This is a genomic window from Flammeovirga sp. SJP92, assembly GCF_001583495.1.
In the GTDB taxonomy this organism is placed as follows: domain Bacteria; phylum Bacteroidota; class Bacteroidia; order Cytophagales; family Flammeovirgaceae; genus Flammeovirga.
In genome coordinates, this window is sequence record NZ_LQAQ01000017.1 from 44,856 (window position 1) to 62,752 (window position 17,897).

Genomic DNA, 17,897 nt, shown 5'->3' on the forward strand with positions numbered 1-17,897 from the left:
TTCACTATCTTAATTGAAACCGTAATCAATACCTCCCAAATTCGTAGAAGTATATTCACTACGCGCACAACCACTGGTTGTACAACCTAAAACTGTAGATCCTTTACAAGGGTCAAGGTCACAGTAATTTCTATCTCTATACAATGGTCCTTGAGCTGGGCTACCCCATTTACCATCAAAAGCCATCCAATTTTCACCATCACAACGAAGTTCCTTAATGGGGCTTTTCCATGTCTCCCAAAGTGGCCCCGGGTTTCTGTAGTCGGCCCAATAACAGCATCCGCCACTTCCACCGGAATTATGATAAGCACCATGACCAATTTTGCCGATATAAACAGTTGCTCTATTTTGAGTCAGCTTATGAGTATACCAACCGGCATGCTGATAATAAGTCACCGTTGTAGCTGTCCATGTATCTTTGTTGACTTGCACCACAATTCTTTCCCAATCATAATCGTGACCTCCAGCATTGAAAAAGCAATTGTCTTGTCGAATGTAAGTCCACCAATAAGTGATAAACAATCTGCGGTTATCTTCTGGACAGTTGGTGATTTGATAGTAGGTTTCTGCTTCAGCAATGCTTCCTGATTTGTCAATTCCTGAATTGAGTGACAATTGTTGTCCACAATCTTTATTTTTTGAGATATCAAAAATTTTCTGACCAGTGGACGGAAAGGTTTTGGCTGCTTTATCAAAATAAAGTCTGGGTGCAAACATCTCCGCCACTTGCAAACTTGTAGAAGGATTGAGTACTTCATTATAGGTATCTGTGCAAGTACCACATGCCGTATTAATGGCTCTATGATTACTTGAAGCTTTATTAATCCAAGACGTTATTTCTGCTTGCCCTGACCAATTCTTATTGGGGTTTTGGATTGAATAGGTGACATTATAAGTATCTTCATTTTTAGTAATCGATAAATAACCTGCCATGAATGATTCTAAATCTCCGGTGGATTTACTCAATATTACATTCCCCATTTCCGCCACTTTAAGTTGACGACCCAACATACTTTCTGACCAATTGTGTACTCTAAACGAAAGAACATCACCTTTTCCTTTTACCTCTCCTTCTTCAGAAACAGTAACCTGATCACTGTAAAAGTAGAAGTCAGCAATTGCTTTCCCTTCATCAACAATTACTTTGTTTTGTTGGAGATGAGCCGTCTGCATTTGATGCATTTCGTTGTTGTTGTTGCAACCATAAAAAAGCAACATAGATAGAAATAGCATCCATAAAAAATAGTTTCTAGTTTTCATTTTTAATTAAATTGAAGTGTAAAGATTTACTTATTGCTCTACGAAACCCTTCTATCTCCAATACGCCATTTTTATACAGCTTCACAATCGCATAACTGTTGTTCTCTTTCCCTGAATAATCCACCATCGCCTTAAGAACATAGTAATGAATACCATTAATTTTTTGATACTGCTCTCGATGATAATGCCCTTGAAAAACAGCCTTCACTTTACCTGATTTTTCCAATATATTTCTGATTTGATCTGCATCGGTAACATGATATTTTTTTCCTATTTCACCCACATCATAAAGCGTATGATGTAAAAAAACGAAAGTGGGAAAAGTGGTTTTATTAAGATCCTCCTTTAACCATTGAAGCTCTTCAGGTGGCAACTGTGTGTCTTCCCAATGAAAATTGTTGTTGCCATGATCTGTGCCATCTTTGAGATAATTGGCATCCAAAACAACGAAGTGAAATCCATTTTGATCAAAAGAGTAATAACTTTTATCCTTTGGGATTCCTGTATTTTCAATATGATCAAGGAATTGTTTTTTGCTTATACTGTCCAAATCGTGATTGCCGATAGCGTGGAATCTCGGTCCCGAAAATGTAGCATAAACACTTTCAATTTCCTTCAAATATTGAAGCGTTTCGGATTCAATAGCAGGTTTGGATTCGTCTTTCAAATCACCCAAATGAATCATAAAATCTACCTTTCGTTGATTCATTAAGTCAACACACTCTTTCATCTTTGCTTTTGACTCCTGAAAAAAACGTATTCCTCTTGAAGGGCAGTCAGCGTAATGAGAGTCCGTCATCATTCCAAATTGCAAAAATGGTTTTTCGGAAATAATATTGCTAAAACTAAGAAAAGGAACAGCAGATAATGTAGTTGCTGAAAGTCTTAAAAAAGTGCGCCTGTTGATAGCGTATTTCATAGTAAGAAAAGGAGAAACTCAATGCCATCACAATAGCTTTTTTTCTATCTCTTGATGGCATCAAGAATACTCCTATAGATTGATTAGAAAAAGTTTAATAACCTTGATTTTGTACTAAATTAAGATTGGCATCTAATGCCGTTTGAGGAAGAGGGAAAACCCTTTTATTAGGATCTGAACTGCTTTTTTCAGTCCACTTATCCTCAAACTTTCCAAAACGAATCATATCTGTTCTTCTCTGCATTTCCCAATACAGCTCAAAACCTCTTTCATTAAAAAGTGCTTCTTCAGTTAGAGAAGTCAATGGTTTGGCTCCCCTTGCTGTTCTTAAAGTATTGATATCAGAAAGTGCACCTGACACATCATTATTTCTAAATTTAGCTTCAGCTCTCATCAAATAAACATCTCCTAGTCTTACCAATGGAATGTCTACTTGACCACGCCCATTAGAAGAACCATTGTGATCAAATTGATATTTTGCTACACGAATTCCTGAAGATTGATTATCAAAAAGTTTTACCTCTTTTGTAAAATTAGTAGGCTGTCCATCTCTATCATTCATCAGTGCCGTGATAATTAGCTGACCGGATGCATCTTTTACAAAATCACTTTGATCCTCATTTAAAACAGGTCCGAATTGTTGACCTGACAAGAAACCTCTATTCAATTCGTAGAGCTCAGGTGCTAACGTACCTTCTTCTTGTACAAAGTTGACCTTAGAGTAACGTGGATCGGTGATGTCCCATGTATCAACAAATTCAGGCAATGTAGAAAATCCATTCCAACCTCTTCTTGTTGGCGTTGGCTTTTGCGATCTTGCCAAACTAACTACTGAAAAAAGATTATCGCCTAAATTATATTCCAAACGCTGATCAACAGCAAATATCATTTCGCTATGCCCGTGATTATCTGTATCGAAAATAGAGAAGTAATCAGCTGTTTCTAATTGATAGCTTGAAGAATTTATGACTTCAGATGCATATTGAATTACTTTCGTTAAATCTTCAGATTTAAATTTGTAAGAAGAGGCATACGGATTGATATATACAGCAGAATTAAGGTATAATCGTGATAATAAAGCTTGAGCTGCTTCTTTTGTGATTCTTGAATTGCCTATTTCTTCTTTGCTTCCTAAATGATCTAAAGTACTCAATAAATCTTCCGCTATGTATTGTACTGCTTCCTCACCTTTCAATACCATAGGGGAATCGTTAAACTTCAAAATTTCAACATCTCTTGTAGGCACCTGACCATATAGGTCCAATAAATGCATCATATAAAATGCTTTTAGGACCGTAGTTTCTGCTATATAGCGGTCAAAGTTGCCCTCCATGTCTTGCATTGTTTTAATGGCAATCATCGACTTTGCTACACCTTGATTCAATTCATTCCAAGTATTACGAATTGCTCCGTTATTGGCCGTCCAAGTATGTGTATGCAATTCTCTGTAAAGACCATTGTCATCCCAGTCTGTTCCTCTGGTAGGACACATCGCTTCATCTGTTGTGATTTCTTGGAGTCCGAAAACTTTTGCATGATTTGTAAATGTAGAACGCAAACGAGCATAGGCAGCTGCTGTAACACTCTCCGCCGCTTCATTAGAAGTGATAAGATCTTTGTTTAGCGTTTCATCCAGAATTTCTTCTTTCAGGTCTGTACAACCGACCACTACAGAAGCTAAAAATATATAAGATACTTTGATAAGAGATTTCATGATGTTATTAGATTTAGAAAGATACATTGACACCCAAAATATAAGTTCTCGCTCTTGGGTAGTTGGCATAATCAATACCGTATGAAAGGTTTCCATCTGATGATTTATCAGTGTTTACCTCAGGGTCAAATCCTGAATAATTGGTGATGGTCAACAAATTTTGACCAGTAGCATAAATACGAAGATTACTTACGTTGTTCCACTTGCTTGTATTAAACTTATAACCAATTGTGAGGTAGTTTAATCTTAAGAAATCGGCATCTTCCAAGTAATAGGTAGATGGCTGAGGAACGTTTTGACTGCTTTCATTGGTATTAGCAATGGCATTCGTAATGTTGTTTCCATTGGTCAATGAAGGGATAGAGAAATAAGCATTTGCTGTATTATTATATACCTTGTTTCCTATACTACCATTCAAAGAAAAGGACAAGTCTACATTCTTATAAGATAGATTATTCGTAAGACCTAATGTATAATTTGGAAGTGCACTGCCTGCAAAGATTCTATCATTATTAGTGATAGTACCATCTCCATCCACATCATTAAAGATATTTTTACCTTCTTCATCAAACCCAAGATGTTCTAGCAAGTAAAAAGCGCCAATAGGTTGTCCATTTGCATAAGCATTGACTTGTGCTCCTGATAAACCAGGACCTGACAATGAACCTGTAGAAATTAAAGTCAAAGGCAGTTTATTGATTTCGTTTTGAATGCGAGTCACATTAGCATCTACATTCCAATTAAAATTCCCTCTAGTGATAACATGACCTCCTAATGAAAATTCGAAACCTTTATTCGTAATAGTTCCATCAACATTTTTCCAAACGTAAGGCGAAGGTGATGGATCTTGAGAGGTCATTTTTAATAGTAAATCCGTTGTTTTTTTGTTGAAATAATCGAAAGTACCATACAATTTCCCTTGGAAAAGTTCAAAGTCAATACCAATATTTGCCTGTGTATTTACCTCCCATTTGATATCTGGATTTGCAGTACGAGCCAATGTTATCCCATTCGTAATTTCACCACCTTCATTCAACCAATAGCCATTCGATACGCTTGTTGAATAAGACGCTTGAGTGATTTTATTTGGAATTTCCTGATTACCCGTTTGTCCCCAGCCAGCTCTTAATTTGAGATTAGAAAATACGCCTAAGTTCTGAATAAATGGCTCCTCACTTAATCGCCAAGCGGCTGCAAAAGAAGGGAAAATACCATACTTGTTATTATCTCCAAACTTCGAAGAACCATCTGCTCTTAGTGATGCTGTAAAGATGTATTTTTCATTGAAAGTATAATTCACTCTTCCGAAGAATGACTGTAGTTCATTGATCTGAGCACTACCTGTAGGTGGAGTTGAAGTCAAATCAGAACCGATACTTGGATTATTAATCGCGTCTACTTCAGTAGTCGTTAAGTTATTGACTGTAAAACCATAAGTTCTTCTGTAAAATCGCTGATAAGAATGACCCAATAGAAATTTCATATTGTGTCTGCCTGTTTTTAATTGATAGTTAAAATAGTTCTCTATCAATCTATTTTCACTTTCTACATTAAGAATTGTTGCACGGCCATTAGGGCTAAAGAATTCAATATTATTAGGGTCAATCTGTAGATTTCTATTGGAAGTAGCATTGTCAACACCTGTATTCAATTTGTAACTCAATCCTTTTAATAATTGAATTTCAGCATTAAAATTACCTATGATACGGTTCGTCTTTGTATAGTCTTGGTATAACTCTAAGAAAGCATAAGGATTGACACCTGAAGGGAATACAAACAGTTCTCCATTTTCATCATGCGTAGGGTAAGTAGGATTAGACTTTAGCATATTAGTGATTAGTTCTCCTCCAGATCCTGCACCGTTACTTCTTGGAATACCCGAGTCTTCTACTTGACTTGCTGTTAAATTAGCTCCCAGTTTCAATCGATCTTCAAAGAAGTTTTGAGTAACATTAATTCTTCCCGAAAATCGAGTTTGCTGACTCTGCTTCATGATACCTTCCTGATCAAAATAGTTGATAGAAGCTAGGTAAGAAGATTGATCTTTTCCACCTGAAAACGAAAGATTATGGTTTTGGGTCTTGGCCGTTCTGGTCATTTCTTTTTGCCAATCTGTGTTTACATTTCTATCGTAGATGTAATTATTCTCCGTCCCATTTTCTTCTGCTATTCTATCTGTAGCAGTAATGAAAGCAGGAGTTTCTAAAACATCAATTCTTTTAGATAAAGTCGAAAGCCCTGCAGATCCGGCATAACTCAAAGTACCTTTCCCCTCTTTTCCTTTTTTAGTTGTAATTAAAATGACACCATTAGAACCTCTCGCTCCATAAATTGCTGTTGCAGAAGCATCCTTAAGAATGTTGATGGAAGCGATATCATTAGGGTTTAAAAAATTCAACGGGTTCTTTGCTTGCGAGCTTCCCACACCCATATCTGCTCCTTCAGGTGAAACATCAGAATTGTCCAATGGCATTCCATCGATTACATAAAGCGGAGAGTTTCCACTTCTTATTGAACTTGCTCCACGGATCACAATATTCATGGCAGCTCCTGGCTCTCCACTCGATGCTACAACATTAACACCTGCCATTTTTCCTTGTAAAAGCTGTTCTGGAGAATTGATCATTCCTTGGTTAAATTCATCTTCTTTTACCATACCAACAGCGCCTGTTACATCTTTGGCTTCCTGTGTTCCATAACCTACAACTACTACTTCTTGGAGTGCTTGTAAATCAGCCTGCAAAGCAATTGTAATGTTATTATCCCCATCAATAGCCACCTCTTGTGTTTGATAACTGATATAAGAACAAACCAACATAGCGGTAGTGCTTTGAACTTTAAGTCTAAAATTCCCATTGAAATCTGTAACAACTCCTTTTGTAGAATTTTTAATATAAACGGACGCTCCAATCAGAGGCTCTTTTGTCTCCTGATCAATCACCTGACCTTCAATGATTCTTTCCTCTTGCTGAACTTGTTGATTACTCTCAGAAGTACTTGAGGCATCAATTGGCTGTTTTACATATACCGTTTGATTGATGACTTTAAAGGTATATCCTGTCTTTTGAGTGACTTGCTCTAGAATCTCAGTTACTGAAATGTCTGATGATGAAAAATTAAATAAAGTTGTATTGTTTTCTACAGACTGATCATACATAAAGACCAAATCTGTTTTACCTTCTATTGCTTTAAATAAACCATGCAATGTGATACCTTCCACCTCTAAAGGTATTGTGGTTTGTGTATTTTCAAAATGATAAGCTTGAGCAGTGGAATTGAATCCCATTACGCTCATAAAAATTAAGGCATAAATAAGCCGTTTTGTTGATAGTTTCATCAACAATTTGTTTACATTTGTACTCATAAATAAATTAATTTTGCGATTGATTTATCACCCGTCCTGCGCCAACAGTGTCGGGTTTTTTATTTATTGCGATTGACATCCTTTACCCTTCAAAACAATGACGCCGTTCTTTTGAAACTGGTATTGGATATTATTCATAAAGGCTAACCCTTGGAGAATTTCCTCTAGCTTGTTTACTTTATATTGACCGTTTAACTGACAGTTCTTGATCCCTTGGTCAGCAATCTGAATCTTCACATTGTACCATCTTTCCAGCTCTTCAATTGCCTCTTCTATTGGTGTTTGATCAAAAACAATCACTTTATTCATCCACTGCAAACCTTCATTTTCCTTGATTTCCCTTTTCACTAATTGTTGCTCCTCCCCATAATACTGGGTCATTTGCTGAGGTAAAAGATCAATGGAATTATGCTGATTTACTTTACTTCTCACATTTACTTTTCCTGTTTTCACCAATACCTCTACAACGGTTTTATGATAGGATTTTACATTAAATGACGTTCCTAATACCTGCGTAATTGTATTTTGTGTGAATACTTTAAATGGATGCAAGGTATCTCTTTGAACATCAAAAAACGCTTCTCCTTCTAGCACTAATGTTCTGTTCGTTTGAAAGTCCTTATAATAGGACAGGCTACTGAGATTATTGAGATGAACGATGGACCCATCTGGCAGAATTACCTTCTTTTGTTCCCCCACAGCAGTTTGAACAACCACTTGTTCTATATCTTTTGGTTGAAAAGTAAAATACAAGCCCATCAATAAGCCGACTATTACAATTGAAGCAACAGATTTGAAAACAGCACTGGAATAGAAGGGCACTGTTTTTCTTACACCTATTTCTTGATGTATCCTATGTTGTACTCTCTTCTTTGCTGACAAGATATTCTCTTTATCCCACTCTTTTGAAGCCGTATTTTGACTTTCATCAAAAAAGTGATCTACGAGTTTTACCTCATTTTCATTTTCTTCTTCAGAAGCGTACCTATCGATGATATTTAAAAAGTCTTTTTCTTTCATTTTATCGTGTTTTCACCTGTTAGTATCAAAAAGAGAAGGGCACACGTAATGATTTTTTAAAAATTGGAGGGAATTCACAAACAGTTTATTAAAGTAATAGTTTGTTCATTTTAATCGTACTTTCTCAAAGGAATAAGAAATAAAAAAGTAACATGGAAGTGACCGAAATATTCTCTTTCAGGAACTTCAAGGCATTGCTGATATGGGTTTCTACCGTGCGAATAGAGATGTTCATCTTTGTTGCAATTTCCTGATTGGACAAATGTTCAAACCTCGACAACTGAAATACCTCTTTACATCGATGAGGTAATGTTGCTATAAGGTGATTGACCTCTTCTGTTAGTTCATTGACAATAACTAAATCATCTGTATTCTGCTGACTAAATATTTTCTCAGCCAACTCTAATTGTTCCTCTGTAAGAACGGCTTTTCGGAAATGCTTTGCCGTTTGAAATTTGACAGCTTGATGTAAATAGGCATTGAGGTGAGTAATTTGAAGCACATCTTTTTTTGTCCAGAGAGTAACAAAAATTTCTTGTATAATATCCTCGCTTAACTGTTGGTTATTTAAGATTTGATTTCCGTACCGGAACAAACGCTCAAAGTAGCGCTCATAAATTTCATCAAAAGCAGAGAGATTTTCTTCTTCAAAAAGAAGCTGTAAGAGTTCGATGTCAGTTGCTGTTGCTAGTTTATTTCTCATTGTCCTAGATTTGAAAACACAAAACTAGTAAATAAAAATCGGCAACTATGTGATTAACGTATTAACAAAAAAGGAATAAATAATGAAGAAAGAAACATGAAGTTTTTCCTTCTTCAAACTGACCATACACTTAAAGCATATTAAAAACATACTCTTAACACCTTGCTTTTTTCTTCTTCTTCCCCACTCTATCTTTCTCGATAATTTTCTGAATATAATCAGAGGCCAAAGGAACTTTACAGCTTGTCTCCCCTACATTGACACTCACTTTTCCAATATTTTTAGCTACTTCCATAGCCTTTTCTGTTAAAGACGGAATATAAGAACCCACTGAAATCACAAAGCCATTTTTGGTATAACGCACTCTATTTAATGATTCATGAATATCAGCATTGACTTGGTCTAGTAATTCTTCTATTTTCTTTATATCAATTTGGTCATCTGCTGTGATAGCAATGTAATTGGAAATAGTAGACCAACCTGCACTTTGTATTCCTTCATCTGCGTCATTAATCCATTCCAGCCCTAATTCCCAACCAAATTTTGATTCCGAAGCGATCCAAGCCACCGTATATTCTGACAGCATGTACCAATTAGCCTGCTTCACCCATTCTTGTAAAGTTTCTTTTGTGATGGTTTTATTATCCGCAATCAACCCTGCCAAATACATTGCATCAGAGTTGCCAGTAGCGTACAGTTCAAGTGCCAAATCATGGTCTTTTTTCACCTTCTTTTGAATGGTTTTCAAATCACCTACTTTTACACCAAAGAAGGGTTCTTTAGCACCATGCTTTAGATAAATAGATTTAGTACCTTCATTGCTCATTTTGTAAAGGGCATCCATTACTTCATTTTTTGTCATCTTGAATTCGTTTGAGTGAATGATGTGAATTCTAAAATAAAAAAATCTCCTGATTAGAGCACTAAGCAGGAGACTTCATTATAATATTGTACTGGTTTTATCTTCTTTTGTAAATGGAATAATCATCTCCTTCTATCTGTTGAGACGATACTTTTCTAGCATTAGTCAAAGTTGGTGCTTCAATACCTTTCCCAAAAGTAGTAGTTGAAGATGTGAAAATATGAGCCTCATCCCATAATCCTTTCTCAATGAACTGCGTTAATAATCTACTTCCTCCTTCTACAATTACTGAACGTACTTTTCGCCCCATCAAATCTGTCAAAAGGTCTTCAAAGAATGTATCTTTTCCTAAAGGAATAAAAGCGAGGTTCTCGTTTTCTTCATCAAAAGAAGTCGTATAACAAATCGTTTTCAATTCATTATCGAAAAGATCTAAACTCTGATTAAGTTTATGCTCTCTATCAACGACAACTCTTAACGGGTTTTTGCCTGCCCAATCTCTAGTATTCAACGTTGGATTATCATGCTTTGCGGTATTACTTCCCACCATAATCGCATCTTCCTCTGCTCTCATTTTGTGTACTAGCTGACGCGATAATCCATTGCTGATCCATTTTGAATCGTAATTTTCTCTAGCCACAAAACCATCAGCTGTCTGAGCATATTTTAAGATCACATAAGGCTTATTATGCACCATAGTTTTAAAGAAACGCTTGTTTACTTCCAAACCTTCCTCTTCTAATATTCCAGTTTCAACATGTATGCCCGCATCTGTCATCTTTTTGATTCCTCGTCCCGCTACAAGTGGGTTAGGATCAAGATTACAGACATAAACATTCTTTAATTTTGTTCTCACAATCAGATCAGCACACGGAGGTGTTTTTCCATAATGACTGCAAGGCTCTAACGTCACATACATATCTGCTTCAGAAAGATACTGTTGATCTTCTTTTTTTACAGAAGCAATTGCATTAGGTTCAGCATGTGGTTCACCATATTTCTGATGATATCCCTCTCCAATAATTCGATCTTTATATACAATTACAGCTCCCACCATAGGGTTTGGGCTTACATGTCCCATTCCTTTCTGAGCGAGCTGTAATGCTCTATACATATATTTTTTGTCCATAACTATCGTCTGTTAATTTCCGATAGCTAATTTAGTTATTGATCATTGGACTGTGAAACGTTGAATCTTCTTTTTTCCTGATAGCGTTGAAATCATTAACATATAAATTCCTTTTGGCAATGAAGAAATATCAATAGTATGATGTGTAGGGTTCCAGCTTGTCGAATGATACCTTTTTCCGTTGAGATCAAAAATCTGATACGTTTTAATCGTTTCATTGGCAAGAGCTGTCATTTTCACATTGATTGCTAGACTTGAAGGGTTTGGATAAATGATATAATCAAACTTGTTCGGTGTTTCATTATGCTCTACATGAATCCAACTAGAGTAAGAATATTTTCCATCAAAATCAGTTTGCTTCAATCTGAAAAACTGATATTTATTCCATTGCTCTTTTGAAAGTGTATGGGCATATTTTATTTCTACATTTGAGTTTCCTGCTCCTTCTATTTTTGCCAGTACCTTAGAATGCTTTTTATCAGAAGACCCTTCAAGTTTAAAATAATCATTGTCAACTTCCTGAGCTGTTATCCAACGAAAGAGAAGCTCATCTTCTTTTCTTTCGACTTCAAAAGATTTCAAAGTAATAGGAAGGTCATGGTTACTGTCTCCTCCCAAGGTGAAAGGGCTAAAAGTGGCTGTCGGAGCTTCAATAAAACCTTCCACACTTTCATTATAATTATTAGTATCAGTAGTATGCGTTCCATCTCCTGCCATACTTCCTTCAGAATACCATTTAGCTCCTCTGTAATGCATTAAATGAACCGTATTCAGAGAAGAGGTATTGACTCCTGAAGTGGTATGATATGAAAGTATTACATTATACCTTTCATTAACATTATCAACATCACTTCCTGTCACTTCAATTTCCCAATATTCAGAACCACTGACTTTCAATGCTATATCATTGAGTTCTGTATTATTGGTTGGAATAGATTGAACATGCTTTACAAATAAGGTGTAATCACTAGGTGAAGGTGACACTAAACTTTTGGCTCCGCCAACTCTGAGTAGATTGTTATCCCCTACTGGCAAAAGTACATAATTGTTTGTCCCCGTTACTTCCATTGACATTTGCCCGTCTACGTAAGAAGCATTAGAACCTCCAGAAATCGTAGTATTAATATCGTTGGTATAGGAGGCATTTTTCACGCTACCGCCGGTTTTGATGGCCAAAGTATTTCCATTTGTAGTAATTACGCCGTCTGTCAACGTTAATTCACCACCAATATTCACACCTCTCCCCAATGTTATTCCTGAGGAAGTATTCATGATAAAGTTCAAAAAAGGATTACCATCATTTGCTGGCATAAATGTTCCTGATGCTCCTGAAAGAAATTCTATACTTCCATTGTCACTAGCATTTGATCCTGAACCGGCAGAAATTGTAAAGGTATTTGGAATAGCAGTACTTATTTTCAAAGTATAGTCTTTTTTTAAAGTAATAGAACCTGTTTCACTCAAAAAGGCAGACGGTAAACTCGATAATGTATTTTCTGTTGAAGCCGAGGGATAACGTAAGGTATTATCTGCTGAAATTGATCCCGAAATATAATCTCCCAACAATCCAGACACGACAGGAGACGCTAGATCTAATGTCAATGTAGTCACACTATTGGAATAAAACATACCGTTATGAGTGATATTGGCTACTGACTCCGTAAGATTTAGATGAGAACCTTCAAGGAAAAAAATATTTTCAACAGTGAGGTTAACATAATTATTCCTGATATATAAAATACCCACCACACTTAGATTGGTTACGCTTAAAGTAGCTTGCCCTGCAGTCCCTGATGCTAAATGATAAAGGTATTTACCACTTTCAATTACAATACTTCCTACTGATATACTGACATTTGGAAGGGTTACATTATGCTGAATAACAAAATCGTGATTAGATGGAGTACTGATATTTTCAGCTTTAACCCAATTACTAGAATTGGATTCTGTTTCAGTGGTAGCCCAGATCGCATCCGAATAAAAGTTACCGTTACTTTGAGAATAATAGGTAGTTGCAAACACATCTAGGGCCAACGAGCAAAACCCCAGCATAAATAGATAGACCTTCATGATAGTTTTATTTTGGTTTTAATACTAAGTCAGTTATTCATAGAACATAAATACTCCCACGTCAGTTTCATGTACTTTAGTATGTAGATGTGATTATTAATATGAAATAGGATGATATTTACAGATCATTAAACTTAATTCTATTCTTTTCTCTAACTTTATCACGGAATTCTTCAAATAACCAATAGTAAGATTTCAATGTCAATTATAATTTTTCAACATGGTAAAAACGATTCTTGAACAAATTAAAACACCAAGTGAGGTCGATCACAAAATAAGGATTTTTGATTTTGTGTTAACGAACAGCAAATATATGACTTCACGTAATGGCTTGAAAAAAGCATTTAAGGCACAACGTGTTATTTGTAAGAATCAAATTTTAAATGGAGCGGAGTGGATAACTGCCGACCAGGAAATTGTAATCTATGCTGAAGATGCAAAACCACCAAAGGTATTTGAATTAAAACTTGAGGTTATTTTTGAAGATGAAGACCTAGCTGTGATTTATAAACCTTCAGGAATTCCTGTAAGTGGTAATCAATTCAAGACCATTGAAAATGCACTTCTATTTAATATTTCTCAAAGTACATTAGCGGATGCTATGCCTTGGCCGAAACCTTGCCACCGTTTAGATGCTCCTACTTCTGGTCTTTTATTAATTGCAAAAACAAGATTGGCCAGAGTCAAATTAGGGCAACAGTTTGAAGATAAAACCATCAAAAAGAAATACCATGCCGTGGCGATGGGCACATTTGAGAAAAAAAAGGGAGAAATCAACTTCGAGTTAGAAGGAAAACCCTGCCACAGTTCTTACAGCGTTAACAAAGAGATTCCGTCTTTGAGAAGTGAAACACTGACATTAGTTGAATTGGAACCACACACTGGAAGAACACATCAATTGAGAAAACATCTTGCAATGCTGGGCCACCCTATTGTGGGGGATAAAGAATACGGAGAGGAAGGAAATACTCTAAAAGGAAAAGGACTCTTCTTGAGCAGCACTTTCATTTCATTTATTCATCCAAGAAATAAAAAACGAAAAGAACTCACTACCAAATACCCTTCAAAGTTTGATTCACTTTTAGAAAGAGAAATAAAAATGTGGGAAAAGTACAAGGGTAAGAAGTAATTCTTCCTACCCTCGAAAATCTATTGCTGTTATTCTTTCAATACCATATCAATACACATTACTGCCGCCATAATCAGTAATCTCAGTTTGTGGTCTTGAGGTACTTCAGGATTGATTTCTAAACCATAGTTATCAGCCGAAGTAAATAATTCTTTGGCAAAACCGGCAAACTCCTTGCTTACATGAGCAAACTCAAAGTTATCTTTCACAAATCTGAAGTCCCAGCTTGTCCACTTTCCTTTCAACATACAAAGTGAAGTGCCTGAAGCATCAAATACTTCAAACTTACCTCCGATTGAAAATAGTTTTTGTTTGAATACACCAATCAATTGATCGTTTTCATCTAAAACCTCTACTTCTGATAAGAAAATAGAAATTCCTCTTTTTACTGTTAGAATTTTTTGTCCCGTTATTGTTCTGATTTCGATGTGGAAGGGAGTCATTCTCTTGTAATCCGTGAATCTCAGGATTTTAGTAAAAAAACCTAAAGAATCCTCACGGCATTCCATTATGATCTCATTCGTCACTGGATCATAGATGTCGTAGTTGTTTGCCGCTTTGAACATACCTACATGCTCTTTTACAAAGAATTGATTCTTATTTAATATGGGATGCATAAAATAGTTTGTTTAGTATCTCCAAGTATAATTAATAGTAATTTAACTGATAAAAATAAGAGATATTAGTTTATTAATAATTTGAATTTAAAGATGCTTTACGCATTCTTCAAGAACATCTCTTCTAACATGATGCCCTCCATCAAATTTAATAAATTTTGAATTACAATTTAAGGAGTTTAATAACTCTTTTTGCCTTTTTACGTCAATAAAAGTTCTAAATGGGTCTTTATCTCCTAACACCATCATTACATTTGAATTAGGCGTTAGAAAAGAGAAATCTTCTGCGGTCAATTCTTTAGGAATATCACCAGCCCAAAGGATCAAGTTGTCTACTTTGGGTTTATAATAATTCAACCACCTCAATAAAGTAGCTCCTCCTTGAGAAAAGGCCAAATAGTTATACTTCACCTTTTTTTCACCCAAAGCATTCAGGCGATTTTCAAATACATTAGAAATATAAAGCTGTTGATGTCTGATATCTGCTTCCCTATCTAGTTTTGTCATCCAAGAGGCTCCAACTTTTTGATATTGGCTATCCAAATAAAAACGCGACAAACCTTGGCAACTGACTACATGATGCTCCTCAGATGATAAAATATCAAACCTTCGCATAAAATGATCTGCCAACTGACCATATCCGTGAAAAACCATCCAAAGATGTTCTGTCTGTTCTGTTAGTACTCCGTTAGTATAAAAAGGGGCTTCAATTTGAAGAGGCACCCAGTTTTTCTGTTGTTCCATATTTGCATAAAAAAAGGTACTGCAGTGGGGCAGTACCTTGAGTTGAAATATATTTTATTAATGAAGAACCTTTTTGGTTTTATCCATTTCTTCTTCTTTCAATAATCTTCTTAAAATTTTACCTACAGTAGACTTAGGTAGTTCAGTTCTAAATTCATAATGCTTAGGCACTTTATATCCAGCCAAATTCTGTTTACAGAAGTCTTTTAGAGCTTCTGCAGTTAAGTGTTGATCCTTTTTCACGATAAAACACTTTACAGCTTCCGTAGATTTTTCATCCGGCACGCCAATGACTGCACATTCACCTACGCCGTCATGCATAGCCAGTACCTCTTCTACTTCATTTGGATAGACATTGAAACCAGATACTAAAATCATATCCTTCTTACGGTCTACAATTTTAAAATAACCATGATGGTCCATTGTGGCAATATCACCTGTTCTCAACCATCCGTTCGGGAAGAAAGTCTTTTCAGTTTCCTCATCACGTTTCCAATATCCTTTCATCACCTGAGGACCTTTTACACAAAGTTCTCCTTCCTCGCCAATCGGCATTTCAACACCTTCCTCATTCAAAATTTTCACATTGGTAGAAGGATAAGGTAATCCAATGGTACCTATTTTAGGACTATCCAAACGATGAACACAAACTACTGGAGAAGTTTCTGTAAGACCATATCCTTCTGCTAGAGTACAACCTGTTACCTCTTCCCAGCGCTTAGCCACTGCTTCCTGCACAGCCATACCGCCACCAATTGTTACTTTCAATTTTGAGAAATCAATATCAGAAAATCTCTTATGATTCAACATCCCATTGAAAAGTGTGTTGACACCCGTCACAATAGAGAATTTATATTTACTGATTTCCTTTAAGAAGGCATCCATATCTCTTGGATTGGTGATAAGAAGGTTATGTGCACCAATCTTCATCATTGTCATACAGTTTACCGTTAGGGCAAAAATATGATACAAAGGCAAAGCGGTAATCACTAATTCCTCTCCTTCATTAAGGCAACCTTGCAACCAAGCGTTAGACTGCTCCAAGTTGGCAACAATATTTCTATGTGTAAGAATAGCACCTTTGGCTACTCCTGTTGTTCCACCCGTATACTGTAAGAAAGCATGATCCTGACCTGTAATAACAGGTGGCTTGTACTCTCCTTTAGCACCTTCACGCAGGGCTTGTTTAAAAGGCACCGCTGTTGGTAATTTGAAAGCAGGCACCATTTTCTTTACGTACTTGACCACAGAGTTGACAATTAAGCTTTTTGGAAAACCTAACAAGTCTCCTAATTCTGTGATGATAATATTTTTCAATTCAGGTAATCTACCCTGTATATTCTGAAGTTTATCCGCAAAATTGGCTAAAATTACGACCGTTTTCACTCCTGCATCAGAAAATTGATGCTCCATTTCTCTCTCTGTATAAAGAGGGTTAGTATTCACCACAACCATACCCGCACGAATAGCACCAATCATAGCAATTGGATACTGTAATGTATTCGGCATTTGAATAGCAATACGATCCCCTTTTTTCATTTTGCATTGGTTCTGTAAATAGGAAGCAAAACGCTGAGACGCCAAATCGACTTCCTCGTACGTCAACTTACCTCCCATGTTTTCGTAGGCTATTTTATTTGAAAATTTTTGGAAAGATTCCTCAAATAACTTTAGTAATGAGTGGTAATTATCCGGGTTGATCTCTTTTGGAGTAAAATCGGCATAGTGTTTATGCCAAGGGAAATTCTGTTCCATTTGCACTATCGGTTGTTATTAAAAAGGTAAATACCTCTTTATGTGTATAGTATTAGATAATTAAATCTAAGTAGTCAAATCCTTCAACAAGATTAAAGGCGATGACTGCTCAAAAATATAAAAAAAATGTTTGAGTGTGTACTTTTGAAGAGAGCTAATTAACACATCTTCAGTAATTGTCAAATATACACCTAATGACGAATTTCCCAAAAAAATAAATGAAAAATCATTCACAAATAACTTTTTATGCATTAAAGTATCTTTTTTAGTAACTTTTCGTCTTATATAATAAGACGTTTATTTAAATTTATTAAGCCAGTAAGATTTATACAATGTTAGTCGACAGATTTAAGAATATATTAAGAGCAACAATCAACGATCAGATTGAAAACAATCCCGTTCTTCAAAACCTTTTTGATGATGATGACAAAAAGGAATGGGAAAAATATTATGAGGAGATCAAAAATGATACTTACAAATATCAGAACACTCAACAACAATATCAAAGTCAATCTGAGCAACAATATTCCTCTCAGCAAAACCAACAGATGTCGCAAGAAGATGAATATTATAAAGCTTTAGAAGTAAAAAGAGGGGATGATTTTGTTTTG

Annotated in this window: 14 protein-coding genes; 2 read left to right on the plus strand and 12 right to left on the minus strand. The window is 35.8% G+C overall.

Annotation, left to right across the window (positions count from 1 at the left end; translation table 11 throughout):
- Positions 1-9: 9 nt before the first annotated feature.
- The 9 genes from AVL50_RS03695 to AVL50_RS03735 form a co-directional block, all read right to left on the minus strand.
- Positions 10-1,260 (minus strand): hypothetical protein, encoded by a 1,251-nt coding sequence (locus AVL50_RS03695; protein ID WP_157491128.1) that lies wholly within the window; start codon positions 1,258-1,260, stop codon positions 10-12.
- The gene (locus AVL50_RS03700) at positions 1,250-2,179 is read right to left on the minus strand and encodes a metallophosphoesterase (protein WP_062615134.1); all 930 of its coding nucleotides are present in this window, start codon (positions 2,177-2,179) and stop codon (positions 1,250-1,252) included. The genes AVL50_RS03695 and AVL50_RS03700 overlap by 11 nt, the downstream gene beginning before the upstream one ends.
- Positions 2,180-2,273: 94 nt before the next feature.
- Positions 2,274-3,893, minus strand: coding sequence for a RagB/SusD family nutrient uptake outer membrane protein (locus tag AVL50_RS03705; protein ID WP_063850529.1), 1,620 nt, complete (start codon positions 3,891-3,893; stop codon positions 2,274-2,276).
- 13 nt (positions 3,894-3,906) lie between these two features.
- Positions 3,907-7,230 carry a TonB-dependent receptor gene (locus AVL50_RS03710; RefSeq protein ID WP_063850530.1) on the minus strand — a complete coding sequence of 1,108 codons (3,324 nt, stop codon included), beginning with the start codon at positions 7,228-7,230 and terminating at the stop codon, positions 3,907-3,909.
- Between the two features lie 90 nt (positions 7,231-7,320).
- The gene (locus tag AVL50_RS03715; RefSeq protein ID WP_062615137.1) at positions 7,321-8,277 is read right to left on the minus strand and encodes a FecR family protein; all 957 of its coding nucleotides are present in this window, start codon (positions 8,275-8,277) and stop codon (positions 7,321-7,323) included.
- Between the two features lie 124 nt (positions 8,278-8,401).
- Positions 8,402-8,980, minus strand: a complete 579-nt coding sequence (locus tag AVL50_RS03720; protein WP_062615138.1) for an RNA polymerase sigma-70 factor — start codon at positions 8,978-8,980, stop codon at positions 8,402-8,404.
- Positions 8,981-9,134: 154 nt separating this feature from the next.
- Positions 9,135-9,842, minus strand: coding sequence for a DNA alkylation repair protein (locus AVL50_RS03725; protein WP_062615139.1), 708 nt, complete (start codon positions 9,840-9,842; stop codon positions 9,135-9,137).
- Positions 9,843-9,939: 97 nt separating this feature from the next.
- A complete protein-coding gene (gene ribD, locus AVL50_RS03730) occupies positions 9,940-10,971 on the minus strand; it encodes a bifunctional diaminohydroxyphosphoribosylaminopyrimidine deaminase/5-amino-6-(5-phosphoribosylamino)uracil reductase RibD (RefSeq protein WP_062615140.1) in 1,032 nt (343 codons plus the stop codon).
- 42 nt (positions 10,972-11,013) lie between these two features.
- Entirely contained in the window at positions 11,014-13,041 is a 2,028-nt protein-coding gene (locus AVL50_RS03735; protein ID WP_082795651.1) for a T9SS type A sorting domain-containing protein, read from the minus strand.
- 313 nt (positions 13,042-13,354) lie between these two features.
- On the opposite strand from AVL50_RS03735, the gene AVL50_RS03740 reads away from it, so the two are divergent.
- Positions 13,355-14,170, plus strand: coding sequence for an RluA family pseudouridine synthase (locus AVL50_RS03740; protein WP_172826755.1), 816 nt, complete (start codon positions 13,355-13,357; stop codon positions 14,168-14,170).
- A 29-nt stretch (positions 14,171-14,199) separates the two neighbouring features.
- Here the strand turns inward: AVL50_RS03740 and AVL50_RS03745 are convergent, their stop codons facing one another.
- The 3 genes from AVL50_RS03745 to AVL50_RS03755 all read right to left on the minus strand — a co-directional run bounded on the left by AVL50_RS03745 (position 14,200) and on the right by AVL50_RS03755 (position 17,286).
- Entirely contained in the window at positions 14,200-14,787 is a 588-nt protein-coding gene (locus AVL50_RS03745) for a phospholipid scramblase-related protein (protein ID WP_062615143.1), read from the minus strand.
- An 87-nt stretch (positions 14,788-14,874) separates the two neighbouring features.
- Positions 14,875-15,531 carry an alpha/beta hydrolase gene (locus AVL50_RS03750; RefSeq protein ID WP_062615144.1) on the minus strand — a complete coding sequence of 219 codons (657 nt, stop codon included), beginning with the start codon at positions 15,529-15,531 and terminating at the stop codon, positions 14,875-14,877.
- Positions 15,532-15,588: 57 nt separating this feature from the next.
- Positions 15,589-17,286: an AMP-binding protein gene (locus AVL50_RS03755; protein ID WP_062615145.1), complete on the minus strand. Its 1,698-nt coding sequence runs from the start codon at positions 17,284-17,286 to the stop codon at positions 15,589-15,591.
- A 332-nt stretch (positions 17,287-17,618) separates the two neighbouring features.
- Here AVL50_RS03755 and AVL50_RS03765 point away from each other — a divergent pair.
- A partial coding sequence (locus tag AVL50_RS03765; RefSeq protein WP_216639007.1) for a hypothetical protein occupies positions 17,619-17,897 on the plus strand: 279 nt, incomplete at its 3' end.